This is a genomic window from Streptomyces sp. NPDC029044 (assembly GCF_040637495.1).
In the GTDB taxonomy this organism is placed as follows: Bacteria; Actinomycetota; Actinomycetes; order Streptomycetales; family Streptomycetaceae; genus Streptomyces.
On sequence record NZ_JBEZWN010000010.1, the window covers coordinates 1 to 23,453 of the forward strand.

The window sequence follows — 23,453 nt, forward strand, 5'->3', positions numbered from 1 at the left end:
TCCGTCCTCGGAACGTCGCGATGGGCTTGCACGCCGACTGACTGTTCGTTGACGCGACAACCGCTGCGGGCGGACACCCCCCGACACGTCCCCTTACGTACGACGGCGGGTGCGGATCCGCTCAGCTGCGGGCAGGCGTGCCGCCAAGGGCGGCACGGGTGGGCGCAGCGGTACCCCGCTCCGCCGGGTTGCGGACCCACCCGGCCCCAGCAGCAACGCCGCGGTGCCTACAGGCTGACCCCCACCGTCACCGGCTCATTGACCAGCGTGATTCCGAAGGCCTCGTGGACTCCGGCCACGACCTCGCGGGCCAGGGCGAGGAGATCCTCGGTCGTCGCACTCCCCCGGTTCGTCAGCGCCAGGGTGTGCTTCGTGGAGATGCGGGCCGGCCCGTCGCCGTAGCCCTTCGTGAAGCCCGCCTTGTCGATCAGCCAGGCCGCGGAGGTCTTGGTGTGGCCGTCGCCGGCCGGGTACGCCGGGGGCTCCACCCCGTCGCCGAGCCGCTCGTGCACGCGGGCGCGGAAGGCCGCGAAGTCCGTGTCCGTGAGGATCGGGTTGGTGAAGAAGGAGCCCGCCGACCAGGTGTCGTGGTCCTCGGGGTCCAGGACCATGCCCTTGCCCGCACGCAGCTTGAGCACCGTCTCGCGGGCCCGGGCGAGGGGGACGCGGTCGCCCGGTTCCACCCCGAGGGCCCGGGCCGTCTCGGCGTAGCGGAGGGGCGCGGAGAGACCCTCGGCGTCCTCCAGGGCGAAGCGGACGCGCAGGACCACGTAGCGCTCGGGGTCGGACTTGAAGCGGCTGTGGCGGTAGGAGAAGGCGCAGTCCTCGTTGGCCAGGGTGACCGTCTCGCCGGTGCGGCGGTCGTACGCGACGACCTCGGTGATCGTCGAGGAGACCTCCTGGCCGTACGCCCCGACGTTCTGGATGGGGGTCGCGCCCGCCGAGCCGGGGATGCCGGCCAGGCACTCGATGCCGGCCAGACCCGCCTCGACCGTACGGGCGACCGCGTCGGTCCAGATCTCGCCGGCCGCGAGCTCCAGGCTCGTGCCGTCGAGGGAGAAGCCCTTGGTGGCGATGACGAGGGCGGTGCCCTCGAAGCCCTTGTCGCCGATGACCAGGTTCGAGCCGCCGCCGATGAGCAGCAGCGGGGTGCCCGCCTCGTCGGCTTCACGGACGGCGGCGATCACCTCGTCGTCCGTCGTCGCGGTGAGCAGCCGGGTCGCGGGGCCGCCCAGCCGGAAGGTCGTCAGCGGGGCGAGGGGGGCGTCGTGGAGTTCCTGCACGGGCTCAAGAGTACGAGACGGCTGTGACGGCGCCGGGCACGCGTGGGTGCGGCCCCCTTTCGGACCGGAAAGGGGGCCGCACGCGCGCGTGGTGGCTCTCAGGACAGTCGGCGGAGCGCCTCGGGCCAGGAGAGCGGGAGGTCGTCGCTGCTCACCTGCCAGGTGGTGAAGGCCGAGTCCTTCATCTGCGGGGCGAGGCCCCGGGAAGCCGGGCCGTGGGCGCCGGCGCGGACGAAGGCGTGCAGTGCGTCCTTGGACTCCCAGGCCGACAGGGTCCAGAAGGTCCGCTGGAGGGGCTTCGCCTTCAGGGTCGCTCCGTAGGCGCCGGGGCTCCGGCGGACCTGCCGCCAGACGGCGGGAGTCCCGGCGAGGAACCTCAGGGCTCCCCACAGCGTGCGGGTCTCGAAGCGGGAGGCGAAGACGTACACCTCGGTGTCGCGGGGCGGGGTGTTCGGGACGGTCCAGGGAAGAGTGGGCATGGCCGCTTCTCCTTGTTCGGGTCCTTCGGGGTCAGTGGGCGGCCGTCTCCAGCACCGGTGCCGGTTCGGCCTGCCGCTCGGTGCGCCGCCGGGTCGGTATCAGCAGGGCCGCCACGCCGGCGAGGGCGACCACCGCGGAGCCCGTCACCAGGGCCGGACGCATGCCGTCGACGAAGGTCTGGCCGGTCTCGTAGCCGCCCTGGGCCGCGAAGATCGACCCCATGACGGCGATGCCGAGCGCCCCGCCCACCTCACGCAGGGCGTTGTTGGCGCCGGAGGCGATGCCCTGCTCCGCCGGCCGCACGCTGGACATGACCAGGTGCGAGGCGGGGGCGAAGAACAGCGCCATGCCGACGCCGCTGACGATCAGGGCGGGCAGCTGGGAGACGTAGGAGGCGTCGGCCGTGGCCACCACCGCCATGTAGCCGAGGCCCAGCGCCTGGAGGAAGAGGCCCGCGGCGACGACCGGGCGGCCGCCGATGCGGTCGGCGAGGATGCCGGCGATCGGGGCGACCAGCATCGGCATACCGGTCCAGGGCAGCATCCTGAGGCCCGCCTCGGTGGGCGAGTAGCCGAGGACGCCCTGCATGTACTGGCTGAGCAGGAAGATCGAGCCGAACATGCCGAGGAACATCAGCAGGCTCGCCGCGTTGATGCCGGAGAACGCCCGGGAGCGGAACAGCCGCATCGGCAGCATCGGGTTCTTGGCCCGCGTGCTGTAGAGGATGAAGCCGGCGAGCAGCGCTCCGCCCGCGAACAGGCCGGTCAGGACGAGGGCGGAGGTCCAGCCGTCGGCCGGGCCGCGGACCAGGCCGTAGACGATGCCGAAGAGGCCGCCGCTGGCGAGCAGGGTGCCGGGGACGTCGAGCGGTGCTCCGGTGCCGTAGGACTCGGCGAGGCGGAGACGGGCGAGCGGCAGCAGGGCCAGGCCCAGCGGGACGTTGAGCCAGAAGATCCACTGCCAGGAGATGTGCTCGGTGAGGGTGCCGCCGACGAGCGGTCCGGAGGCGACGGCGAGTCCGTTGACGGCGCCCCAGATGCCGTAGGCCATCCCTCGCTTGGCGACGGGCACGGCGGCGGTCAGCAGGGTCAGCGTCAGCGGCATCATCACCGCGGCGCCGGCGCCCTGGACCGCGCGGGCGGCGATGAGGGAGTCGATGCCGGGCGCCATGGCCGCGGCGGCGGAGGCTGCGGTGAAGACGGTGAGTCCGGCGATGAACAGCCGGCGGCGGCCGAAACGGTCACCGAGGGCGGCGCCGAACATCAGCAGGACGGCGAAGGTGAGCGTGTAGGCGCTCACCGTCCATTCCAGGTCGTGCAGTCCTCCGCCGAGGTCCGCCCGGATGGAGGGCAGGGCGGTGGTGACGACGAGGTTGTCGAGGGCCGCCATGAATCCGGCGACGCTGGTGATGACGAGGGCCCAGGCGGCTCCCCCGCGACGTGCGGTCTGCTGTGACATCGCTCCCCCATGGAGTGTGTGCCGTGATCGATTAGTTATTGATTACTAACTTTCGAGGTCATGAAAAGGACCTGCCTCCTCACCCTGCCGCGTCAGCCGTCGGACCCCGGTGCGCCCAGCCCCGCCCAGGCCCGGTGATCGGACGGGAAACCCATGGCCACCATGCAGTTGATGAGCATGCCCTGGGCGAGGAAGGTCGTCGTCTTGTGAGTGTCGGCGCCCAGCGGCAGGTGGATGGTGTCCCATAGCCGCATCCAGCCCGCGCGTACGGCTTCGCCGAACTCGTGGTCCCCCTCCTCCTCGGCGGACGCGACGGCGAGGTACATCTGCATCTGCATCATCAGCCGCTCGGGCTGCGCGGAGATGGCCTCGATGTACGCGGCGCCCATGGCATGGCGGGCCTCTTCACCCTCCACCCCCTCAGCCGCCTCCGCGAACATCCGGATGGTGTCCTCGACGCACCGCTCGGCCGCCGCCAGGAAGATCGCCTTCTTGCCCGGGAAGAGCCGGAAGAGGTACGGCTGCGACACGCCGACCCGGCGGGCGATCGCCTCGGTCGAGGTGCCGTGGTACCCACCGCGGGCGAACTCGGTCGTCGCCGCACGGATGACGCTCTCGCGCCGCTCTTCCGCACTCATCCTGGCCATGCCTACAAAGTTAGTACTCAATCACTAACTATGTCAAGCGATGGCTTGCAGGCACCACGCGTAAGGGACACCCCCAAGGGAGAGCGCCCCTTACGTCGTGTCGCGGCTGCCTCAGGCCAGGCGCACGACCGCCCGGGACATGCCCAGCACCTTCTGCCCGGCGCTGGTCGCGGTCAGGTCCACCCGGACCGTGTTGTCGTCGAGCTTGGCGGCGACCTTGCCCGCGACCTCGATCACGGCACCCTGGTCGTCGTTCGGCACGACGACCGGCTTGGTGAAGCGGACGCCGTACTCGACGACCGCGCCCGGGTCGCCCGTCCAGTCGGTGACCACGCGGATCGCCTCGGCCATGGTGAACATGCCGTGCGCGATGACGTCCGGCAGGCCGACCTCCTTGGCGAACTTCTCGTTCCAGTGGATCGGGTTGAAGTCGCCGGAGGCGCCCGCGTAGCGGACGAGGGTCGCGCGGGTCACGGGAAACGTCTGCGCGGGCAGTTCGGTGCCGACCTCGACGTCGGAGTAGGAGATCTTCGCGGTCATGGGGTCGCTCACGCCTCCTCGGCCGCGCGGGCCACGAGCTTGGTCCAGGCGGTCACGACGTGCTCGCCGGCCTCGTCGTGCACCTCGCCGCGGATGTCCACGATGTCGTTGCCCGCGAGGGACTTGATCGCCTCGATGGTCGAGGTGACCGTGAGCCGGTCGCCCGCACGGACGGGGCGCCGGTAGGCGAACTTCTGGTCGCCGTGCACCACGCGGCTGTAGTCCAGGCCGAGCTGCGGGTCTTGGACGACCTCACCCGCCGCCTTGAAGGTGATCGCGAACACGAAGGTCGGCGGGGCGATCACGTCGGGGTACCCGAGTGCCTTGGCGGCCTCCGCGTCCGTGTACGCCGGGTTGGCGTCCCCGACCGCCTCGGCGAACTCACGGATCTTCTCCCGGCCCACCTCGTAAGGCGCGGTGGGCGGGTACGTCCGCCCCACGAAGGACTGGTCGAGCGCCATGGCTCGGCACCTCCTGGTAGCTCTACTGACCGGTACGGGTCCCTCAACGACGCGAGGCCGCCCCCGATCACTCGGGAACGGCCTCGTGTACGAGCCTGATTTATCGCGTTTCGCGGTGCGCGGTGTGCGCGTTGCAACGCGGGCAGTGCTTCTTCATCTCCAGGCGATCCGGGTTGTTACGCCGGTTCTTCTTGGTGATGTAGTTCCGCTCCTTGCACTCCACGCAGGCCAGCGTGATCTTCGGGCGGACGTCGGTGGCAGCCACGTGAGTGCTCCTAAGACGAACGGATGGACTGTTTAACGCAAGAAGAGTAGCCGATCGAAGGACCGACCCCGCAATCGGCTACTGTCAGTAGCGGTGACCGGACTTGAACCGGTGACACAGCGATTATGAGCCGCTTGCTCTACCGACTGAGCTACACCGCTTTGATGTGGTCCGGACCCCGCCTCGCGACGGGAGCCAGTCACACCAGAGCCCCAAAACGGAATCGAACCGTTGACCTTCTCCTTACCATGGAGACGCTCTGCCGACTGAGCTATTGGGGCGAGCGATGAAGACATTACACGCTCCGCCGCCGTTCACCCAAATCCGTTTCGAGGCACCCGTCCCGGGCGCCCGGACCGTCCTGCCAGCGGCCTCGCGGACCCCTTCCGTTCCGTGAGCGGACCACGCCGGTACGACTATTGCGCTCCTCCCCGCCGCGGGCGGGGGGCCGTCCTAGGCTCGTCTCACTCTGCGTGATCATGCGTCCTCCCGTGCCAGCCCGAGCCCCTGGAGTGCGATGCCCGACAGCCGGCCGCAGCCACCCCCGCCCCCGTCGTCCTCACCGGGTCCGGCAGACCCGTCGTCGCTGCTGCTGTGCGGGGCGCGGCTCACCGACGGCCGGACCGTGGACGTACGGCTGGGCGGCGGGCGTATCGAGGCGGTCGGTACGGCCGGCAGCCTGGGGACGGGCGGCACGCGCGCGTGCGGGGCACGCGTGGACCTCAGCGGCTATCTGCTGCTGCCGGCCCCCGCCGAGCCGCACGCCCACGCCGACACGGCCCTGTCGGCGGACACCGGGGGGCCGGTCTCGTACGAGCCGCAGGACGTGCAGCGCCGGGCGACGGAGGCCGCACTGCTCCAGCTCGGGCACGGGGCGACGGCGCTGCGGGCGCACGTGCGCGTGGGGGACGTCCAGGGACTGGGCGCGCTCGCGGCCGTGCTCCAGGCGCGGCGCGCGCTGCGCGGGCTGGCGGAGCTGACGACGGTGGCGATGCCCCGGGTGCTGACCGGGGTGGCCGGTGCGGACGGGCTCGCGATGCTGCGGGACGCGGTGAAGATGGGCGCCTCGGTGGTGGGCGGCCGGCCTGACCTCGACCCCGACCCGACCGGGTACGTGGAGGCGGTCCTGGAGACGGCCTCCGAGCACGGCTGCCCCGTCGACCTGCACACGGACGCCGGGGACCCGGCCCGGCTGGCCCGGCTCGCGGCCATGGCGGGCGGGCTGCGCCCCGGGGTGTCCCTGAGTCCCTGCGGCGATCTCGGCCGGCTGCCCTCCGAGGTTGCCTCGCGGACGGCCGACCAACTCGCTGCGGCCGGGGTTGCGGTCGTGTGCCTGCCCCAGGGCGGCTGCGGCGGCGTCGACCGGCGCGGGGCCGCCCCCGTCCGGCTGTTGCGCGCGGCCGGGGTGCGGGTGGCCGCCGGGAGCGGGGCGCTGCGGGACGTGTCCAACCCGGTGGGGCGCGGCGACCCGCTGGAGGCGGCCTTCCTGCTGGCCTCGCGTTACGGGCTGCCGCCCGAGGAGGCGTACGACGCGGTGAGCTCGTCGGCGCGGGCGGTGCTGGGGCTGCCCGAGGTGCGGGTGGAGGCGGGTTTCCCGGCCGAGTTGCTCGCGGTGCGCGGGGAGCGGCTCGCAGGGGTGCTGTCCCTGGCGTACAGCCGGATCGTCGTGCACCAGGGGCGTGTGGTGGCGCGGACCAGCGCGGTGCGGGAGTACTGCAGCTCGGCGGCTTCGGTGGAGCTGGGGCTGCCGCGACAGGGGCGGGGCGAGGCGCCTTAGGGGGTGCGGCGGCAAGGGTGAGGCGGGGCGCCTTAGGGGCTGCGGCGGCAAAGGTGCGTGAGGCGGCGTGGGGCTGCGGCGGCAGGGGCGGGGCGAGGCGCCGTAGAGGCTGCGGCGGCAGGGGTGCGTGAAGCGCCGTGGGGCTGCGGCGGCAAAGGTGCGTGAGGCGGCGTAGGGCTGCGGCGGCAAAGGTGCGTGAGGCGGCGTGGGGCTGCGGCGGCAGGGGCGGGGCGAGGGCCGTAGGGCTGCGGTAGCAAGGGTGCGTCAGGTGTCGTAGGGCTGCGGCGGGGTGTACCGCCGGGCGCGGCCGGCGTGGTCCAAGCCGTGCGGCGGACGGTGCTGTCGAGGCGTACGGTCGAAGGCATGCGCATTGTCATCGCTGGTGGTCATGGTCAGATCGCGTTGCGGCTGGAGCGGCTGCTCGCCGCGCGCGGGGACGAGGTAGCGGGAATCATCCGGAAGGCCGAGCAGGCGGACGACCTGCGTCAGGCCGGTGCCGAACCGGTCGTGCTCGACCTGGAGTCGGCGTCCGTGGACGAGGTCGCGGAGCGGCTGAGGGGCGCCGACGCCGCGGTCTTCGCGGCGGGTGCGGGCCCGGGCAGCGGGGCGACCCGCAAGGACACGGTGGACAAGGCCGCGGCGGTCCTCTTCGCGGACGCGGCGGTGCAGGCGGGCGTACGGCGCTTCGTGGTCGTGTCGTCCATGGGCGCGGATCCGCGCCACCAGGGCGACGAGATCTTCGACGTCTACCTGCGCGCGAAGGGCGAGGCGGACGCGTACGTGCGCGGGCTGGACGCCCTGGACTGGACGATCCTGCGCCCCGGACAACTCACCGACGACGCCGGTACCGGTCTCGTACGCCTGGAGGCCGGCACCGGCCGAGGTCCGATCCCGCGGGACGACGTGGCCGCCGTACTGGCGGAGCTGGTGGACACCTCGGCGACGGCCGGGCTCACTCTGGAGCTCATCAGCGGGTCCGCGCCAGTCTCGGTGGCGGTGAAGTCCGTGGCGGGGAACTGAGGTTCGCGGCCGGCCGCGCGGTCGAGGCCTAGAACAGGGGCAGTTGGCCGGGGAAGTCCGGCACCGTGTAGCCGTCCAAGGACGGTTGCTCCGGGCCCGGGCGGGCCTGGCGGCGTGAGCCCGGGCACGAGGTGAGTTCGCCGTGCTCACGGGCGCCGGGCGGGTCGTGGCGCGCGTACCGCCCGGCGACGACGGCGATCTCACGACGGCACTCGGGGCAGACTCTGCGGCGGGAGGACATGGGACCAGTGTGCCGTGGCCGTCCCGCACCCTCATCCAGTTGCTTAAGTCAATCAATTGCCATAGCTTGGTCGGGTCGCGCTGTCCCTCGACGCCTCCATGGAGGACCGACCATGTCCCACGCCCTTCCCCGACCCGCCGACACCGGGGAGCCCGCGGCACCACGGGCGAACGCCGTCGTCGCGGTCCTGGCCTTCGGCGGGATCGTGGTCTCGCTGATGCAGACCCTGGTCATCCCGATCGTCCCGGAGCTCCCCCGGCTGCTGAACGCCCCCGCCTCGGACACCGCCTGGGCCGTCACCGCCACCCTGCTCGCCGCCGCCGTCGCCACGCCGATGACGGGCCGGCTCGGCGACATGTACGGCAAGCGGCGGATGCTGCTGATCAGCCTCGTGATGCTCGTGGCCGGCTCGGTCACCGCCGCCCTCAGCGACTCGCTCGCCCCGATGATCGCGGGTCGGGCACTCCAGGGCCTCGCTTCCGGCGTCATCCCGCTCGGCATCAGCATCATGCGGGACGAGCTGCCCGCCGAACGGCTCGGCTCGGCGACGGCGTTGATGAGCGCCTCGCTCGGCGTGGGTGGCGCCCTCGGACTGCCCGCCGCCGCGCTCATCGCGGACAACTTCGACTGGCACGCCCTGTTCTGGGCCTCCGCCGGACTGGGCGTCGTCGCCCTCGTGCTGGTGCCGGTCATCGTGCCGGAGTCGAAGGTGCGCACCGGCGGGCGATTCGACCTGATCGGCGGCATCGGCATGGCGGCGGGTCTGGTGTCGCTGCTGCTGGCCATCTCCAAGGGCGGCGACTGGGGTTGGGGCAGCGGCACCACCCTCGGCCTGTTCGCGGCCGCCGTCGTCGTGCTGCTGGCGTGGGGCCGGTGGGAGCTGCGGGTCAGGGAGCCACTGGTCGACCTGCGGACCACCGCCCGCCGTCAGGTGCTCGTCACCAACCTCGCTTCGATCGCCATCGGGTTCGCGATGTTCGCGATGTCCCTGGTCATTCCGCAGCTCCTTCAGTTGCCTGAGGCGACCGGCTACGGTCTCGGCAGGTCACTGCTCGTCGCCGGGCTGACGATGGCCCCGTCCGGCCTGGTCATGATGGCCACGGCTCCGGTGTCCGCCGCCCTGTCCAAGTCCAAGGGCCCGAAGATCACCCTGATGGTCGGCGCCCTCATCGTGGCCGCCGGTTACGGGCTCAACATCGTGCTGATGTCGGAGCTCTGGCACTTCGTGGTCGTCACCTGCGTCATCGGCGCCGGCATCGGCTTCACCTACGGCTCGATGCCCGCGCTCATCATGGGCGCCGTCCCGGCCTCGGAAACGGGCGCGGCGAACAGCCTCAACACGCTGATGCGGTCCATCGGTACGTCGACCGCCAGCGCGGTGGCCGGGGTGATCCTGGCCCGGATGACGACGGGCTTCGGTGGGACGGCCTTGCCGTCCCAGGACGGGTTCAAGGTCGTCCTGGCCATCGGGGCGGGGGCCGCGCTGCTCGCTTTCGCCGTCGCCTCGTTCATTCCGCGGCAACGGGGGGCGGAGGCCGTGGAGACGCCGGTGGCGGGCCCGGTGGTGCCGGAGATGGACCCGGCGGTGCAGGAGGTGGCGGTGCCGGAGAGGGGCCCGGCCGTGCAGGAGGTGACGGCGCCGGAGAGGGGCCCGGCGGCGCAGGAGGTGACGGTGGCTGCCTCGGGTGGGAGGCCGGTTGTCGGAACACCGGTCGTCGGAGCGCCTGCCGAGGCGGCCGTGACCTCCGCCGAACGGGCCGGGACTGGTGTGCGGGGCCGTGTGCTGGGCGCTGACCGGGGCGCCGTCGGCGGGGCCACTGTGACGTTGATCTCGCCCGGCGGCAAGCAACTCGGGCGGGCGGTCTCGCGGAGCGACGGTTCCTACCGCGTGGACGCTCCGGGCGCCGGATCGTACGTCCTGATCGCCGCATCGGAGGGCTACCAGCCGCAGGCCTCCACGATCCTCGTGACCGGTGAGCCGCTGGCGTACGACGTGCTGCTGAGCGGCACCAGCCGCCTCGCCGGCATGGTGCGTTCCGCGGACGCGGGGGCACCGGTCGCCGAGGCCGTGGTCATCGTGACGGACGTGCGAGGCGAGGTGGTGGCCACCGGACGGGCAGATGAGCTGGGCGAGTTCACGGTCACCGATCTGGTTCCGGGGCCGGTGACCCTCACGGTCAGCTCCCTCGAGCACCGGCCGCTGGCCCAGGTCGTCGAGATCGGCGGAGCCGGGACCACCAGGGTCGAGCTCGAACTGCGGCCCGGCGCGCACGTGCGGGGCACGGTGCGCGGAGAGGGTGCGCCGCTGAGTGACGCGCGGGTGACGCTGGTGGACGCGGCGGGCAACGTGGTCGCCACGACGCGAACCGGCCTCGACGGGGCCTACGCCTTCTCCGACCTGGACACCGGCGCGTACACGGTCGTCGCGACCGGCTACCCGCCCCGGGTGGCACAGCTGACGGTCCCGGGCACCGGCGTGGACGACCACGACATCGAGCTCACTCACGCCGGGGGCGGGGACGCGGACGGGTACTGGGACGGGGACTCGGTCCGGTAGTGGGGCATTCAGGCGGGGCGTGCGTCACCGCGACGCCCCCCTTCCCCCAGCGTCGTGCCACGCCCGGCCGCCCCGGCCGGCTACATCACGACCTTCAGCCGGCTGCCGCTCCGGACCATATCGGCAGCCGGCTTCGTCAGATGAACCGGCAGAACCGGCAGGCCCGGCAGAACCGGCAGGCCCGGTAGGACCGTCAGAACCGGCAGATCGGCGTCAGCGCACGTCGACGTAGTCGGCCGCGCTGGTGGCCACGCCGGTCGTGGAGTTGCCGTAGTACACCCAGCGGTAGTAGCCGTCGACCGAGGCGGTGACCGTGGTCTTCAGTCCCCCGGTGCTGCTGGTGGTGGCCTTTTTGACCGTCTTGTAGGCGTCGGTGCCCTTGGCGCGGAACTGGAGGCTGACCGTGCGGCCGCTGTAGGCGTCGTACTTCTTCGTGCTCCAGTTCGCCCGGGTCAGCTTGCCCGTGACCGTGATCGGCTTGCCCTTGGTGACCGGCTCCGGCGTTGCGTTGGTGGTGGCCTTGGCCGCGCGCTTGAGCTGGGCGGTCGCGGACCGCGTCTCCAGTTCCCCGGTCTTGAGGCCGCCGTCGGCCTTCCACAGCCGCAGCGAGACGCCGACCTTCCAGGTCGTTGCGTCGCTGTTGGAGTCGACGTGCTCCTGGCTCGGGTGCGGGTCGATGTAAAGGTTGCCCTCGCATCGTGCGTGCTTGGAGTCGGTCTCGTAGCAGGTGTAACTGCCCGGCTCGATGAAGTTCTCTCCCGTATCGGCCGCCGTCTTGATGGCGCCGCGGTAGAGGAAGGGGTACGCGTCGTAGCGGGAGGGGTCGGAGGTGCTGTACCCCGAAGGCAACGCGATGTTGAAACTGATGGGCGGCTCCACCGTCTGCGTTGTACCGACGACGATCGGCTTGCCCTTGTTGATGACGATGTCCGACACGGTGATACCGGTGTCCGCCGCCTGAGCCGCCGGCGCGTTCAGCACCGAGAGCCCCAGCGCCCCCACGAGCGTGGCCGCCGCGACGGTTCGTCTGCCTGTTTTCATTCACACCTCTTCAGGAGAATGCTGCTGCAAGAGGCGGCAGCGTATCTGACGAGTTCATGCCCCGACGGCCTCCCGGCAGAAGGCGTGAACCACCCGTCGACGAGCAGCCGTTGCCCTGCTTGCGCAGGTGGGCTCGTGGGTGGAGGCCAGTACGTGCCACCTCAAAAACCGGCCGCCGCGAGGCGGAGTGATCATGCTCACCCCGGGGGCTCTCGGCGGAGGACGCCCCCAGGGGACGCCCTGGGGACACCCGCGGGCACGCAGTGAGACAACGAAAGACCCCCTTTCCTCTGCGTCTCCGCAGAGGAAAGGGGGTCTTTCCCAGTGTGGCGGCGCCAGGATTCGAACCTGGGAAGGCTGAGCCGGCAGATTTACAGTCTGCTCCCTTTGGCCGCTCGGGCACACCGCCGGGGTTGCTGCCTGGTGAACCGCTTTTCGGCGGCGCTCCGTGGCAACGACGTAAACGATACCTGATGTGGAGGGGTGCTCCGCCACCCGATTGATCGGCGCCCGGAGGGCCGGGGGTGGCTAGGCTTGTCCGGATGCGGCCCGGGACCTGAACGGGCCCTGCGACCGCCCGCATACGCCGGTACGCACGATACGCACCCCGATACAAGGAGCCACAGGACATGGCCGACTCCAGTTTCGACATCGTCTCGAAGGTCGAGCGGCAGGAGGTCGACAACGCACTCAACCAGGCCGCCAAGGAAATCTCACAGCGCTACGACTTCAAGGGCGTGGGTGCCTCGATCTCGTGGTCCGGAGAGCAGATCCTCATGGAGGCGAACTCCGAGGACCGGGTGAAGGCCATCCTCGACGTCTTCCAGTCCAAGCTGATCAAGCGGGGTATCTCGCTGAAGGCTCTGGACGCGGGCGAGCCCCAGCTCTCCGGCAAGGAGTACAAGATCTTCTCCTCGATCAAGGAGGGGATCTCCCAGGAGAACGCGAAGAAGGTCGCGAAGACCATCCGCGACGAGGGCCCCAAGGGCGTGAAGGCGCAGGTCCAGGGCGAGGAGCTGAGGGTCAGCTCCAAGAGCCGTGACGATCTGCAGGCCGTCATCACCCTGCTCAAGGGCAAGGACTTCGACTTCGCGCTGCAGTTCGTGAACTACCGGTAGGTCCGGTCCCCGGGCGCCCGTCGGCTCGGATACGAGGAGGGGTGGGTACCCATCGGTGCCCGCCCTTCTCGCCCGTCTCCCCCTCATCGATCTCGCCGTCGGAGGGTGCGGTCAGTCGCGCGAGTTGCCGAACAGCAGGCGGTAGACGATCAGCAGGACGAGCGATCCGCCGATCGCCGCTGCCCAGGTCGCACCGTCGTAGAAGTCCTGGGTGATCGGGCGGTCCATCCAGCGGGCCGATATCCAGCCGCCGATGAACGCGCCCGCGATGCCGATCAGGGTCGTGCCGATGAGGCCGCCCGGGTCACGCCCCGGCAGCAGGAACTTCGCGATGGCTCCGGCCAACAGTCCCAGGATGATCCAGCTGATGATGGTCATGCCGTGAACCTGCCCTTTCACGCTGTGCCCGCACTGTCCCGGCCCTGTGATCTTGCTCCCGGCAGGCCGAGCGCGTGCGTCGTACGTCGGGCGTTCCGCACGCGGCCTCCTCGCCACGCACGTTCACGCCCAGTTGGTGGGGAGGACGTGCTGGCCGCACCCGTTGGTTGCGCTGATCAGTAGGGTGCGACGCATGACAGCCTCCGCTCCCGGACTGAGCCGCACGCTCGGCGTGGGTGACGCCGTCGTCATCGGACTCGGCTCGATGGTGGGGGCCGGGATCTTCGCCGCCCTCGCGCCGGCCGCGCACGCGGCCGGAACCGGGCTGCTCGTCGGGCTCGCCGTCGCCGCTGTGGTCGCGTACTGCAACGCCATGTCGTCGGCTCGCCTCGCCGCCCTGTATCCCGCCTCGGGCGGCACGTACGTGTACGGGCGGGAGCGGCTCGGGGAGTTCTGGGGGTATCTCGCGGGCTGGTCGTTCGTGGTCGGGAAGACTGCCTCCTGTGCGGCGATGGCGCTCACCGTGGGCAGCTACGTCTGGCCGGGGCAGGCGCACGCGGTGGCGGTCGGGGCCGTGGTGGCGCTGACCGCGGTGAACTACGGCGGTGTCCAGAAGTCCGCGTGGCTGACGCGGGTGATCGTGGCGCTGGTCCTGGCTGTCCTCGCTTCCGTGGTGGTCGTGTGTCTGGTCTCCGGTGACGCCGATCCCGGGCGGCTGGACATCGGGGCCTCGGGTGGTGCGGACGGCGTGCTGCAGGCGGCCGGTCTGCTGTTCTTCGCCTTCGCCGGGTACGCCCGGATCGCCACCCTCGGCGAGGAGGTACGGGATCCGTCGCGCACCATTCCGCGCGCGATCCCGCTGGCGCTGGGTATCGCGCTGGTGGTGTACGCGGGTGTGGCTGTGGCTGTCCTTTCGGTGCTCGGGCCGGGCGGTCTCGGGGACACGGCTGCGCCGCTGACCGACGCGGTGCGGGCGGCCGGAGCGCCCTGGCTCGTGCCGGTGGTACGGATCGGTGCGGCGGTGGCCGCGATGGGCTCACTGCTGGCGCTGATCCTGGGCGTGTCACGGACGACGCTGGCCATGGCCCGTGACCGGCATCTGCCGGGGGTGCTGGCCGCCGTGCATCCACGTTTCCAGGTGCCGCACCGGGCGGAGCTTGCCGTGGGCGCGGTGGTCGCGGTTCTCGCCGCCACGGTGGATGTCCGCGGCGCGATCGGGTTCTCCTCCTTCGGTGTGCTGGCGTACTACGCCGTGGCCAACGCATCGGCGTGGACGCTGCCTTCGGCGCCGGCGGCGCCGGCGGCGCGGGTGGTGCCGGTGGTGGGGCTGGCCGGGTGCGTGGTGCTGGCGTTCTCGCTGCCCGGGGTGTCGGTGGTCGTGGGCGCGGGGGTGTTGGTGGTCGGGGCGGTTGCGTATGCGGTGCGGCGGCGGGTGGAGGCCGGGGCGGCGAGGAAGTAGGGCCGGGCTGCCGTTGCCTGCGGGGAGCACTCGGCTCAGGCCTGTCAGGGCCTCTTGCTCAGGCTTGTCAGGGGCTCTCGGATCGGGCTTGTCAGGGTCTCTCGGCTCGGGCCTGTCAGCGGGCTCTCGGCTCGGGCCTGTCAGGGGCTCTCGGCTCAGGTCTTTCCCTGCTCCTCAAGGGCGCGGCAGGCTCGGGGCGCGAGCGTCCGGCCCCCAAGCGGGAGTTGTGGGGCGCGGCCATCACTCGGGTCGGCAACTGCTCGATCGCGGTCATGGGTTCATCATGCCGACCGCCGCTGACAGCCGGGCGGGCCTGTGGACAACCACGGGTCTGTGGACAACCCGGGCCTGTGGACAACCATGGCCCTGTGGTCATCGAGGGACGAGAGGCTCCCCCTGCGTCAGCGCACCGCGAACGGCTCGTTCGTCCGCACGATGTCGCGGCCGAGCGGGAGCAACGAGACCGGGATGAGCTTGAAGTTGGCGATGCCCAGCGGGATGCCGATGATCGTCACGCACAGGGCGATGCCGGTGGCGATGTGGCCGAGGGTGAGCCACCACCCCGCGAGGACGAGCCAGAGCACGTTGCCCACGCAGGACGGTGCGCCGGCGTCATGGCGCTCGACCGTCGTGTACCCGAAGGGCCACAGGGCGTAGACGCCGATGCGGAAGGCCGCGATGCCGAACGGGATGCCGATGATGGTGATGCAGAGGAGCAGGCCCGCGAGCATGTAGGCGAGAAACAGCCAGAAGCCGCTCAGTACGAGCCATATGACGTTGAGTACGGTCCTCATTGGTTCCCACCTGCCATCTTCTCGAGCCGGGCGATGCGTTCCGCCATCGGCGGGTGTGTGGAGAACATCTTCGAGAGGCCCTGGCCGGGCCGGAACGGGTTCGCGATCATCATGTGGCTGGCGGTCTCGATGCGCGGCTCGGGGGGCAGCGGGAGCTGCTTCGTGCCGAGTTCGAGCTTGCGCAGGGCGCTGGCCAGGGCCAGCGGATCGCCGGTGAGCTGGGCGCCGGAGGCGTCCGCCTGATACTCCCGGGAGCGGCTGATGGCCAGTTGGATGAGCGAGGCTGCGAGCGGGCCCAGGATCATGATCAGCAGCATGCCGAGCAGCCCGGGGCCGTCATCGTCGTCCGAGCGCCCGATGGGGATCAGCCAGGCGAAGTTGACCAGGAACATGATGACGGAGGCCAGGGCGCCCGCGACCGACGAGATGAGGATGTCGCGGTTGTAGACGTGGCTCAGCTCGTGTCCGATGACGCCGCGCAGCTCGCGTTCGTCCAGCAGGCGGAGGATGCCGTCGGTGCAGCACACGGCGGCGTTGCGCGGGTTACGGCCCGTGGCGAAGGCGTTGGGGGCCTCCGTCGGGGAGATGTACAGGCGCGGCATGGGCTGGCGGGCCTGGGTGGAGAGCTCGCGGACCATGCGGTAGAGCGCCGGTGCCTCGAACTCGCTCACCGGCCGGGCACGCATCGCGCGCAGGGCCAGTTTGTCGCTGTTCCAGTACGCGTACGCGTTGGTGGCCAGCGCTACCAGGACGGCGATGACGAGCCCCATGCGGCCGAAGAAGCTGCCGATGACGATGATGAGTGCGGACAGTCCCCCCAGGAGGATCGCTGTCCTGAGCCCGTTGTGCCGGCGGTGCACGGTGCGCCCTCCAAGTGGTGCGGCAGGGGGACCCTTGCTTGCTGAATCTGCGGTGCACTGGTGCCGCGTCCTCACGTCCAGTGGACCTTCCCGTACTGGTCAACGCCAGGCGGGAGGCTCAAGTTCCCTGGTGCGCGCGGCGGCGGGTGTGGACCGTCCGGGTGACGGCAACGGACCGCGGCACGCGCGCGTGGGAGCGAGTGCCCCACGCGCGCGCGGTGTAAGCGGCCGGTTTTCCGGGAAGCCGGGTTCGTTCAGAAGAGCCCGGTGTCGGTGAAGCGCAGGACCAGCTGGGGTGCGCCGGACAGGGCGATGCCGAGGACGCCGGTCAGGGCGATCGCGGCGGTGACCGGGCCGGGGACGCGGTGCTTGTCGGGCGTTCCGTCGGGGGCGCGGAAGAGCAGAGCCGTCCACTGGAGGTAGTAGAACAGCGCGATGACGACGTTGACGGCCATGATCACGGCCAGCCAGCCGAGGCCGGCGTCGACGGCCGCCGAGAAGACGGTGACCTTGGCGAAGAGGCCGATGATGCCCGGCGGCAGCCCGGCGAGGCAGAGCAGGAAGAACGCCAGGAGCAGCGCGGACAGAGGGCTGGAGGCGTACAGGCCGCGGTAGTCGGCGACGCGGTTGAGGGACTTGGTCCGGCCGACGAGCGCGGCCACGGCGAAGGCGCCGAGGTTCACGGCGCCGTACATCAGGGCGTAGGCGACAGTGGAGCCGATCGACTTTTCGGCGTCCCCGGAGTACGCGGCGGCGGCGATCGGGACAAGGAGGTAGCCGGCCTGGCCGACGGAGGACCAGGCGAGCAGGCGTACCGCGCTGTACGCGCGCGTGGCCTGCTGGCGGAGGGCTCCGACGTTGCCCACGGTCATGGTCAGCGCGGCGAGGGCTGCCAGGGCGGGACCCCAGACGTCGGCGTAGGACGGGAGGGCCACGACCGTGACCAGGATCAGGCCGCTGAAGCCGACCGCCTTGCCGATGACCGACAGGTAGGCCGCGATCGGCAGGGGCGCTCCCACGTAGGTGTCGGGCACCCAGAAGTGGAAGGGCACGGCGGCCGTCTTGAAGGCGAAGCCGACGAGGGTGAGCACGACGCCGGTCTGGGCGAGCGTGTGGAACTGCCCGTCGACGTTCTGGATACGGTCGGCGACCTGGGTGAGGTAGAGGGTGCCCGTGGTGGCGTACACGAAGCTGATGCCCATGAGGCTGACCGCGGTCGCGGTGACCGAGGACAGGAAGAACTTCAGGGCCGCTTCGGAGGACTTCCGGTCGCCGTACCGCAGGCCGACCAGTGCGAAGGCGGGCAGGGAGGCGACCTCCAGGGCGACGATCAGGGTCGCGAGGTCGCGGGAGGCGGGCAGGAGGGCGGCGCCGGCGGCGGAGGACAGCAGCAGGAACCAGTACTCGCCCTCCGGCAGCTCCTTGCGGGCGTCCCTCAGGGCGGTGACCGACAGGAGGGCGGAGAGCAGGGCGCCGCCGAGGACCAGGAACTGGATGACCAGGGTGAAGCGGTCGGCCGTGTAGCTGCACACGGCGGCGTCGCCGGTCAGGCAGAAGGTGCTGCGGTCGCCGTCCAGCAGGGGCAGCAGCATCGCCGTCGCGGCGGCCAGGCCTGCCACCGACGTCCAGCCGAGCAGCGCCTTGCGGTGCTCGGCGAGGAACAGGTCGGCGACCAGGACGACGAGTCCGGCGACCGCCGCGATGGTGGGTGGCGCGATCGCGAGCCAGTCGACGGACTGGACCAGCGAGGCGGCCAGGGGCTGGGCCGGGGAGCTCATCGGGTGCCTCCTGCGAGGAGCTGCTGGACGGCCGGGTCGCTCAGGCCGAGGAGAGCCTTGGGCCACAGGCCCGCGACGACGGTGAGGACGACGAGCGGTGTCCACGCCGCGAACTCGTACGAGCGGACGTCGGTGAGCCTGGGTGCGTCATGGGGCAGGGCGCCCATGCAGACGCGGCGGACCACGATCAGCAGGTACGCGGCCGTCAGCAGCGTGCCGAACGCGCCGATCGCCATGAAGGTGAGGAAGGCCGCGCGGTTGAGGCCCGCGGCGGGCTGGAACGCACCGAACAGGGCCAGCATCTCGCCCCAGAAGCCGGCCAGCCCCGGCAGGCCGAGCGAGGCGACGGCGGCGAAGGCGAGCAGGCCGCCCAGGCGCGGGGCCTTGCCGTAGAGGGCGGCGCCGGTTTCCTCGGCGAGGGTGTCGAGGTCGGTGGTGCCGGTGCGGTCCTTCAGGGCGCCGACCAGGAAGAACAGCAGGCCGGTGATGAGACCGTGGGCGATGTTGGCGAAGAGGGCGCCGTTTACGCCGGTCGGGGTCATCGTCGAGATGCCGAGCAGCACAAAGCCCATGTGGCCGACGGAGGAGTAGGCGATGAGGCGCTTCAGGTCGCCCTTCGCTCCCTGTCTGGCGAGGGCCAGGCAGGCCAGGGACCCGTAGATGATGCCCACGACGGCGAGGGCGGCGAGGTAGGGCGCGAAGGTGCGGAACCCGTCCGGCGCGATGGGGAGCAGGATCCGGACGAACCCGTACGTACCCATCTTCAGCAGGACGCCGGCCAGGAGGACCGAGCCGACGGTCGGCGCGGCGGTGTGGGCGTCGGGCAGCCAGCTGTGCAGCGGCCACATCGGCGTCTTCACCGCTAGCCCGATCCCGATCGCCAGAACGGCGATGACCTGCACGGATGTGGTCAGCGACCGGCCGTTGTCAGTGGCGAGTGCCATCATGTCGAACGTGCCCGCCTTGATCCCGATCAGGAGCAGGCCGAGCAGCATGACCACGGAGCCGAGCAGCGTGTAGAGGATGAACCGCCAAGCGGCCTGGCTCCGGCCCTCGCCGCCCCAGCGGGCGATGAGGAAGTACATCGGGATGAGGACCATCTCGAAGGCCAGGAAGAACAGCAGCAGGTCGAGGACGGCGAAGGTCGCGAGGGTGCCGGACTCGAGGACGAGCAGCAGGGCGACGAAGGCCTTGGGAGTCGGCCCCGCAGGCATCTTGAAGTACGAGTAGAGCGCGCAGAGGAAGGTCAGCAGCGCGGTCAGGACCAGGAGGGGGAGGGAGATGCCGTCGATGCCGAGGTGGATGCGTACGTCGAGTGCGGGGATCCAGCTGATGTCGGTGCTGGCCTGCATCTTCGACGGCTGGTCGTGGTCGAAGCCGAGCGCGAGGACGATCGCGGCGATGAGGACCGCGCCGGTCACGGTGATTCCGTGCCGGAGCACGGCCTGCTCGGGCGACTTCCCCTTCAGCCCGGGCGGGGCGGGCAGGAGAGCCGCGGCGGCGCCGAGGAGCGGGCCGACGACGATGAACGCCAGAAGGACCTGCATCACGGACTCGTTGATATCGATCACGCCTGCTCACGCTCCCGTGGCGACGAGGACGACGGCGACCGCGAGGACGACGGTGCCGGCGAGCAGCGCGCTCACATAGGTCTGGACGTTGCCGGTCTGGGCGCGCCGTACGGCGGTGCCGAGCCAGCGGGGCAGCGCACCCGCACCCCGCACGTAGGTCTCGACGACCTCCCGGTCGAGGAACCGGACGAGGCTCGCTCCGGCCTGGACCGGGCGGACGAAGAGAGTCGTGTACACGGCGTCCAGGTGGAAGCCCGCGGCCGCGTGCCGGTGCAGGGGACCGAGCAGCAGCCGTCCGGGGTCGGCCGGGTCCGGCGCGTAGGCGATGTCGCCGTAGGCGGGCTCGTGACTGGCGATCGCCTCGGCTTCGACCTGGGCGGCGTCGCCCTCGGGGTGGGCCGCGACCGCTCCGAGGGGGACACGGGCGGTGAGCGCGGTGGTGTGCCGCCAGGCGGCGTAGGTGACGATGCCGCCGACCAGGGCCACGCCCGTGCCGAGTACGGAGGTGGTCAGGGTCGGGCTGAGGTCCCGGCCGTCGAACCAGTCGAGCAGCAGGCGGAACGTGAACCCACCGAGGGCCAGGGACGGCACGGCCAGCACCCACAGCACGACGGTCATCGTCAGGGGCTGCCTGCCGTGGTCGGGGGCTTCGGTCCCCCGGCCCCGGAAGGCCAGCAGCCACAGGCGCATCGCGTAGGCGGCGGTGAGCACGGCCGTGAGCAGGCCCGCGACGAGGACGATCCAGCCCGCAGCGGCGGGGGCGTGCTCGGTGTGGCCGGTGACGACGTGCTCGGCGACGCCGAGGACGGCCTCCTTGGAGAAGAAGCCGCTGAACGGCGGGATCGCGGCGAGCGCGAGCAGCGCCACGGTCATCGTCCAGTAGGCGTCGGGGACCCGGTCGCGAAGGTTCCGCATGCGGGACATGGCGGCGAGCGAGTTGGTGCCGGCCGCGTGGATGATCACGCCGGCCGCGAGGAACAGCAGCGCCTTGAAGGCGCCGTGAGACAGGAGGTGGAAGACGGCGGCTCCGCGGTCGCCGACGGCGAGGGCGCCGGTCATGTAGCCGAGCTGGCCGATCGTCGAGTAGGCGAGGACGCGCTTGATGTCGTCCTGGGCGAGCGCGGCGAGCGCCGAGCCGGCCATCGTGACGGCGGCCATGACGGCGAGGACGACCATCGCGGCCTGGGAGGCCTCGAAGACCGGGAGGAGACGGGCGATGAAGTAGACACCGGCGGCGACCATCGTCGCGGCGTGGATCAGCGCGGAGACGGGGGTCGGACCCGCCATCGCGTCGGGGAGCCAGGTGTGCAGCGGGAACTGCGCCGACTTGCCCGCCACGCCCGCGAGGAGGAGCAGGGCGATCAGCGTCGGGTGGTCGAGGCCGCCGCTCGCGACGGTGCCGAGGATCTTCGTGATGCGGAACGACCCGGCGTCGGTGGCCAGCGCGAACAGGCCGATGAGGAAGGGGACGTCGCCGAGCTTGGTGACCAGGAAGGCCTTGAGGGAGGCGGCGCGGGCCTCTGGGGTCTCCCAGTAGTGGCCGACCAGGAAGTAGGAGCAGATGCCCATGACCTCCCAGCCGACCAGGAGCACGATGAGGTCGCCGGAGTAGACGACGAGGAGCATCGCGGAGGTGAACAGCGAGACGAGGGCGGCGTAGGAGGGGTAGCGCGGATCGTCGCGCAGATAGCCCGTCGAGTAGATCTGCACACAGGAGGCGACCAGGCCGACCAGGACGGCGGCGAGGGCGGCGAAGCCGTCGATGTGCAGGGCGAGCTCGATCGGGACCGAGCCGGTGGGGGTCAGTTCCGTGGCCGAGTCGACGGCCGCGTCGCCTCCCTGGCGTACGGCGACGAGCGCGGCGAGCACGAGGGAGGTGAGCGTCGGCAGGACGGCGAGCGGGCGGACGAAGCCGGGTGCCGTGCGGCCCAGGAGCAGCCCGGCGACGGCGCCGAGGAACGGAAGGAGGGGGACGAGGACGGCGAGGGTGGTCGTGGTCACGCGGTGGCCTCAGCCTTCTGGGCCTCGTCGGACGGCTCGGCCGCGCGGGCGTCGTGGTCGGTGCCGTCGGGGTCGTGCCGTTCGGAGGTGTCGCGGAGCCTGTCGATGTCCGCGGTGCCGCGGTTGCGGTGGACGGCTAGGACGATCGCCAGGCCGATGCCGATCTCGGCGGCGGCGATGGCGATGGTGAACAGGGTCAGAGCCTGTCCGGAGTGCAGGGTCTCCTCGGCGGTCCTGCTGAGCCAGACGTCGAAGGCGACCAGGTTGAGGTTGACGGCATTGAGCATCAGCTCGACCGACATCAGGACCAGGATCGCGTTGCGGCGGGCGAGGACGCCGTACAGGCCCGTGCAGAAGAGGAGGGCGGAGAGCACGGCGGGATAGGCGAGGTGCATCAGCGGCCACCTTCCTGCTCGGAACTTCCCGGACTTTCTGTGACCGTTCGGGAACTCCCGGTGACATCCGGGGCGTTCACGGGGAGAGAGCTCGACTCCGCCTTCGCCTTGCGGGACAGGACGATCGCGCCGACCAGGGCGGCGAGGAGGAGGACGGAGAGGGCCTCGAAGGGGAGGACCCAGTTCTGGAAGAGGCTCGCGCCGGTGGCCTCGGTGGTGCCGGCGGCGGGGCCGTCCAGGTCGATCCAGGTGGTGCGGAACGCGTCCACGACGACCCAGACCAGGGCGGCTGCGGCGGCGACGGCCACGGTGAGGGCGGCCCAGCGGTTGCCCGAGTCGGCGTCCGGGGAGCGGCCGATGGGGGCCCTGGTGAGCATCAGTCCGAACAGGAGGAGGACGACGACGGAACCGACGTAGATGAGGACCTGAACCCAGGCGATGAACTCGGCGGTGAGGAGGAGGTACTCGACGGCGAGGCCACCGAGGGTGACCACCAGCCACAGGGCGGCGTGCACCAGCTGACGGGTGGTGACGGTGACGAGCGCGGCGCCGAAGGTGACCAGGCCGACGAGGAGGAAGGCGATCTCGACGCCGGTCGGGGAAAGGAAGCCGTGGGTCTCCGCGGCAACACGGCTGGTCGGGCCTGCTGCGAGGAGGTCAGTGGTTGCGGCGAGGGTCATTCCCGGCCCTCCTGCCCCGGCTTCGGCTGGTCCGTCTGCTGTTTGGAGTCGCCCTGGGGGCGGGTGGGCTGTTCGGCGGCTCGGGCCTGCTCGTCGGCGTGCGGTTCGGTGACCGGCGGGGCCTGCTGGGCGGCCAGCTTGTCGGCGGTCTTGCGAGCGGTGGCCAGTTCCTTCGGTTCCTCCGCGCCGGGGTCGAGGGCGGGCGGGGCAGGGACGGTCCACATCCACTCGCGGAGCTTGTCCCGCTCGTGGGTGAGTTCGCGGATGTCGGTCTCGGCATACTCGAACTCGGGGGACCAGAACAGCGCGTCGAAAGGACAGACCTCGATGCAGATACCGCAGTACATGCACAGGGAGAAGTCGATGGCGAAGCGGTCGAGGACGTTGCGGCTGCGCTCGCGGCCGCCCGGCGTCGCCGCCGGGACCGTCTCCTTGTGGGAGTCGATGTAGATGCACCAGTCGGGGCACTCGCGGGCGCACAGCATGCAGACCGTGCAGTTCTCCTCGAACAGGCCGATCACACCGCGGGTACGGGGCGGGAGGTCGGGCTGGGCGTCCGGGTACTGCGCGGTGACGGACTTCTTCGTCATCGTGCGGAGGGTGACGGCCAGGCCCTTGGCCAGGCCACTTCCTGGGATGGGGGCCATGG

General features: G+C 71.1%; 23 protein-coding genes and 3 tRNA genes. 5 read left to right on the plus strand and 21 right to left on the minus strand.

Annotated elements, in window-relative coordinates:
- Positions 1-227 precede the first annotated feature (227 nt).
- The 9 genes from AB0E85_RS11515 to AB0E85_RS11555 form a co-directional block, all read right to left on the minus strand.
- Positions 228-1,385, minus strand: a complete 1,158-nt coding sequence (locus AB0E85_RS11515) for a UDP-N-acetylmuramate dehydrogenase (RefSeq protein WP_361925338.1) — start codon at positions 1,383-1,385, stop codon at positions 228-230.
- Positions 1,382-1,762: a DUF3291 domain-containing protein gene (locus tag AB0E85_RS11520; protein ID WP_361925058.1), complete on the minus strand. Its 381-nt coding sequence runs from the start codon at positions 1,760-1,762 to the stop codon at positions 1,382-1,384. Before AB0E85_RS11520 ends, AB0E85_RS11515 begins: the two co-directional genes overlap by 4 nt.
- 31 nt (positions 1,763-1,793) lie before the next feature.
- Positions 1,794-3,221, minus strand: coding sequence for an MFS transporter (locus tag AB0E85_RS11525; protein WP_361925060.1), 1,428 nt, complete (start codon positions 3,219-3,221; stop codon positions 1,794-1,796).
- Between the two features lie 92 nt (positions 3,222-3,313).
- On the minus strand, positions 3,314-3,868 hold the full coding sequence (locus AB0E85_RS11530; protein ID WP_361925062.1) for a helix-turn-helix domain-containing protein: 555 nt from the start codon (positions 3,866-3,868) through the stop codon (positions 3,314-3,316).
- Between the two features lie 111 nt (positions 3,869-3,979).
- Positions 3,980-4,408, minus strand: coding sequence for a MaoC family dehydratase (locus tag AB0E85_RS11535; protein WP_062931583.1), 429 nt, complete (start codon positions 4,406-4,408; stop codon positions 3,980-3,982).
- 8 nt (positions 4,409-4,416) lie between these two features.
- Positions 4,417-4,869, minus strand: coding sequence for a MaoC family dehydratase N-terminal domain-containing protein (locus AB0E85_RS11540; protein WP_184559288.1), 453 nt, complete (start codon positions 4,867-4,869; stop codon positions 4,417-4,419).
- Between the two features lie 100 nt (positions 4,870-4,969).
- Positions 4,970-5,134: a 50S ribosomal protein L33 gene (gene rpmG, locus AB0E85_RS11545; protein ID WP_003948671.1), complete on the minus strand. Its 165-nt coding sequence runs from the start codon at positions 5,132-5,134 to the stop codon at positions 4,970-4,972.
- A gap of 88 nt (positions 5,135-5,222) precedes the next feature.
- A tRNA-Met gene (locus tag AB0E85_RS11550) sits at positions 5,223-5,295 on the minus strand.
- A gap of 47 nt (positions 5,296-5,342) precedes the next feature.
- Positions 5,343-5,415: transfer RNA gene (locus tag AB0E85_RS11555), tRNA-Thr, on the minus strand.
- A 236-nt stretch (positions 5,416-5,651) separates the two neighbouring features.
- Between AB0E85_RS11555 and AB0E85_RS11560 the strand changes: the two genes are divergently transcribed.
- Together AB0E85_RS11560 and AB0E85_RS11565 are read left to right on the plus strand one after the other, a co-directional pair.
- Positions 5,652-6,911: an amidohydrolase family protein gene (locus AB0E85_RS11560; RefSeq protein ID WP_361925064.1), complete on the plus strand. Its 1,260-nt coding sequence runs from the start codon at positions 5,652-5,654 to the stop codon at positions 6,909-6,911.
- A gap of 363 nt (positions 6,912-7,274) precedes the next feature.
- Positions 7,275-7,931, plus strand: a complete 657-nt coding sequence (locus AB0E85_RS11565) for an NAD(P)H-binding protein (protein WP_361925066.1) — start codon at positions 7,275-7,277, stop codon at positions 7,929-7,931.
- Between the two features lie 28 nt (positions 7,932-7,959).
- On the opposite strand, the gene AB0E85_RS11570 is transcribed toward AB0E85_RS11565, so the two are convergent.
- The gene (locus AB0E85_RS11570) at positions 7,960-8,172 is read right to left on the minus strand and encodes a hypothetical protein (RefSeq protein ID WP_030839769.1); all 213 of its coding nucleotides are present in this window, start codon (positions 8,170-8,172) and stop codon (positions 7,960-7,962) included.
- A gap of 112 nt (positions 8,173-8,284) precedes the next feature.
- Here AB0E85_RS11570 and AB0E85_RS11575 point away from each other — a divergent pair, with 112 nt between their 5' ends.
- Positions 8,285-10,729, plus strand: a complete 2,445-nt coding sequence (locus AB0E85_RS11575) for an MFS transporter (protein WP_361925068.1) — start codon at positions 8,285-8,287, stop codon at positions 10,727-10,729.
- A 213-nt stretch (positions 10,730-10,942) separates the two neighbouring features.
- Here AB0E85_RS11575 and AB0E85_RS11580 read toward each other — a convergent pair whose 3' ends face one another.
- Together AB0E85_RS11580 and AB0E85_RS11585 are read right to left on the minus strand one after the other, a co-directional pair.
- Positions 10,943-11,770 carry a hypothetical protein gene (locus AB0E85_RS11580; protein WP_361925070.1) on the minus strand — a complete coding sequence of 276 codons (828 nt, stop codon included), beginning with the start codon at positions 11,768-11,770 and terminating at the stop codon, positions 10,943-10,945.
- Positions 11,771-12,097: 327 nt separating this feature from the next.
- Positions 12,098-12,179: transfer RNA gene (locus AB0E85_RS11585), tRNA-Tyr, on the minus strand.
- Between the two features lie 220 nt (positions 12,180-12,399).
- On the opposite strand from AB0E85_RS11585, the gene AB0E85_RS11590 reads away from it, so the two are divergent.
- Positions 12,400-12,888: a YajQ family cyclic di-GMP-binding protein gene (locus tag AB0E85_RS11590; protein ID WP_184848948.1), complete on the plus strand. Its 489-nt coding sequence runs from the start codon at positions 12,400-12,402 to the stop codon at positions 12,886-12,888.
- Positions 12,889-12,999: 111 nt separating this feature from the next.
- On the opposite strand, the gene AB0E85_RS11595 is transcribed toward AB0E85_RS11590, so the two are convergent.
- Positions 13,000-13,266: a GlsB/YeaQ/YmgE family stress response membrane protein gene (locus AB0E85_RS11595; protein ID WP_361925072.1), complete on the minus strand. Its 267-nt coding sequence runs from the start codon at positions 13,264-13,266 to the stop codon at positions 13,000-13,002.
- Positions 13,267-13,459: 193 nt separating this feature from the next.
- Here AB0E85_RS11595 and AB0E85_RS11600 point away from each other — a divergent pair, with 193 nt between their 5' ends.
- Positions 13,460-14,725 carry an APC family permease gene (locus AB0E85_RS11600; protein WP_361925074.1) on the plus strand — a complete coding sequence of 422 codons (1,266 nt, stop codon included), beginning with the start codon at positions 13,460-13,462 and terminating at the stop codon, positions 14,723-14,725.
- Positions 14,726-15,126: 401 nt separating this feature from the next.
- Here the strand turns inward: AB0E85_RS11600 and AB0E85_RS11605 are convergent, their stop codons facing one another.
- The 8 genes from AB0E85_RS11605 to AB0E85_RS11640 form a co-directional block, all read right to left on the minus strand.
- Positions 15,127-15,519 (minus strand): YccF domain-containing protein, encoded by a 393-nt coding sequence (locus AB0E85_RS11605; protein WP_033309006.1) that lies wholly within the window; start codon positions 15,517-15,519, stop codon positions 15,127-15,129.
- Entirely contained in the window at positions 15,516-16,379 is an 864-nt protein-coding gene (gene htpX / locus AB0E85_RS11610) for a zinc metalloprotease HtpX (protein WP_030839782.1), read from the minus strand. The genes AB0E85_RS11605 and htpX overlap by 4 nt, the downstream gene beginning before the upstream one ends.
- A gap of 254 nt (positions 16,380-16,633) precedes the next feature.
- The gene (locus AB0E85_RS11615) at positions 16,634-18,157 is read right to left on the minus strand and encodes an NADH-quinone oxidoreductase subunit N (RefSeq protein WP_361925076.1); all 1,524 of its coding nucleotides are present in this window, start codon (positions 18,155-18,157) and stop codon (positions 16,634-16,636) included.
- On the minus strand, positions 18,154-19,728 hold the full coding sequence (locus tag AB0E85_RS11620) for an NADH-quinone oxidoreductase subunit M (protein ID WP_361925078.1): 1,575 nt from the start codon (positions 19,726-19,728) through the stop codon (positions 18,154-18,156). Before AB0E85_RS11620 ends, AB0E85_RS11615 begins: the two co-directional genes overlap by 4 nt.
- Positions 19,729-19,734: 6 nt before the next feature.
- The gene (locus tag AB0E85_RS11625; RefSeq protein ID WP_361925080.1) at positions 19,735-21,729 is read right to left on the minus strand and encodes an NADH-quinone oxidoreductase subunit L; all 1,995 of its coding nucleotides are present in this window, start codon (positions 21,727-21,729) and stop codon (positions 19,735-19,737) included.
- The gene (gene nuoK, locus AB0E85_RS11630) at positions 21,726-22,124 is read right to left on the minus strand and encodes an NADH-quinone oxidoreductase subunit NuoK (RefSeq protein ID WP_361925082.1); all 399 of its coding nucleotides are present in this window, start codon (positions 22,122-22,124) and stop codon (positions 21,726-21,728) included. The genes AB0E85_RS11625 and nuoK overlap by 4 nt, the downstream gene beginning before the upstream one ends.
- Positions 22,124-22,804, minus strand: coding sequence for an NADH-quinone oxidoreductase subunit J (locus AB0E85_RS11635; RefSeq protein ID WP_361925084.1), 681 nt, complete (start codon positions 22,802-22,804; stop codon positions 22,124-22,126). Before AB0E85_RS11635 ends, nuoK begins: the two co-directional genes overlap by 1 nt.
- Complete coding sequence (locus AB0E85_RS11640) at positions 22,801-23,451, minus strand: 4Fe-4S binding protein (protein ID WP_361925086.1); 651 nt, start codon at positions 23,449-23,451, stop codon at positions 22,801-22,803. The genes AB0E85_RS11635 and AB0E85_RS11640 overlap by 4 nt, the downstream gene beginning before the upstream one ends.
- Positions 23,452-23,453: the final 2 nt, after the last annotated feature.

Excerpts from the sequence above, each read along its gene's own strand:
- AB0E85_RS11635 (WP_361925084.1), bottom strand. The coding sequence starts at position 22,804 with ATGACCCTCGCCGCAACCACTGACCTCCTCGCAGCAGGCCCGACCAGC.
- AB0E85_RS11600 (WP_361925074.1), top strand. The coding sequence starts at position 13,460 with ATGACAGCCTCCGCTCCCGGACTGAGCCGCACGCTCGGCGTGGGTGAC.
- AB0E85_RS11530 (WP_361925062.1), bottom strand. The coding sequence starts at position 3,868 with ATGGCCAGGATGAGTGCGGAAGAGCGGCGCGAGAGCGTCATCCGTGCG.
- AB0E85_RS11565 (WP_361925066.1), top strand. The coding sequence starts at position 7,275 with ATGCGCATTGTCATCGCTGGTGGTCATGGTCAGATCGCGTTGCGGCTG.
- AB0E85_RS11605 (WP_033309006.1), bottom strand. The coding sequence starts at position 15,519 with ATGAGGACCGTACTCAACGTCATATGGCTCGTACTGAGCGGCTTCTGG.
- AB0E85_RS11615 (WP_361925076.1), bottom strand. The coding sequence starts at position 18,157 with ATGAGCTCCCCGGCCCAGCCCCTGGCCGCCTCGCTGGTCCAGTCCGTC.
- AB0E85_RS11595 (WP_361925072.1), bottom strand. The coding sequence starts at position 13,266 with ATGACCATCATCAGCTGGATCATCCTGGGACTGTTGGCCGGAGCCATC.
- AB0E85_RS11575 (WP_361925068.1), top strand. The coding sequence starts at position 8,285 with ATGTCCCACGCCCTTCCCCGACCCGCCGACACCGGGGAGCCCGCGGCA.
- AB0E85_RS11570 (WP_030839769.1), bottom strand. The coding sequence starts at position 8,172 with ATGTCCTCCCGCCGCAGAGTCTGCCCCGAGTGCCGTCGTGAGATCGCC.
- AB0E85_RS11535 (WP_062931583.1), bottom strand. The coding sequence starts at position 4,408 with ATGACCGCGAAGATCTCCTACTCCGACGTCGAGGTCGGCACCGAACTG.
- AB0E85_RS11590 (WP_184848948.1), top strand. The coding sequence starts at position 12,400 with ATGGCCGACTCCAGTTTCGACATCGTCTCGAAGGTCGAGCGGCAGGAG.
- AB0E85_RS11525 (WP_361925060.1), bottom strand. The coding sequence starts at position 3,221 with ATGTCACAGCAGACCGCACGTCGCGGGGGAGCCGCCTGGGCCCTCGTC.
- nuoK (WP_361925082.1), bottom strand. The coding sequence starts at position 22,124 with ATGCACCTCGCCTATCCCGCCGTGCTCTCCGCCCTCCTCTTCTGCACG.
- AB0E85_RS11580 (WP_361925070.1), bottom strand. The coding sequence starts at position 11,770 with ATGAAAACAGGCAGACGAACCGTCGCGGCGGCCACGCTCGTGGGGGCG.
- AB0E85_RS11520 (WP_361925058.1), bottom strand. The coding sequence starts at position 1,762 with ATGCCCACTCTTCCCTGGACCGTCCCGAACACCCCGCCCCGCGACACC.
- AB0E85_RS11560 (WP_361925064.1), top strand. The coding sequence starts at position 5,652 with ATGCCCGACAGCCGGCCGCAGCCACCCCCGCCCCCGTCGTCCTCACCG.
- AB0E85_RS11540 (WP_184559288.1), bottom strand. The coding sequence starts at position 4,869 with ATGGCGCTCGACCAGTCCTTCGTGGGGCGGACGTACCCGCCCACCGCG.
- AB0E85_RS11640 (WP_361925086.1), bottom strand. The coding sequence starts at position 23,451 with ATGGCCCCCATCCCAGGAAGTGGCCTGGCCAAGGGCCTGGCCGTCACC.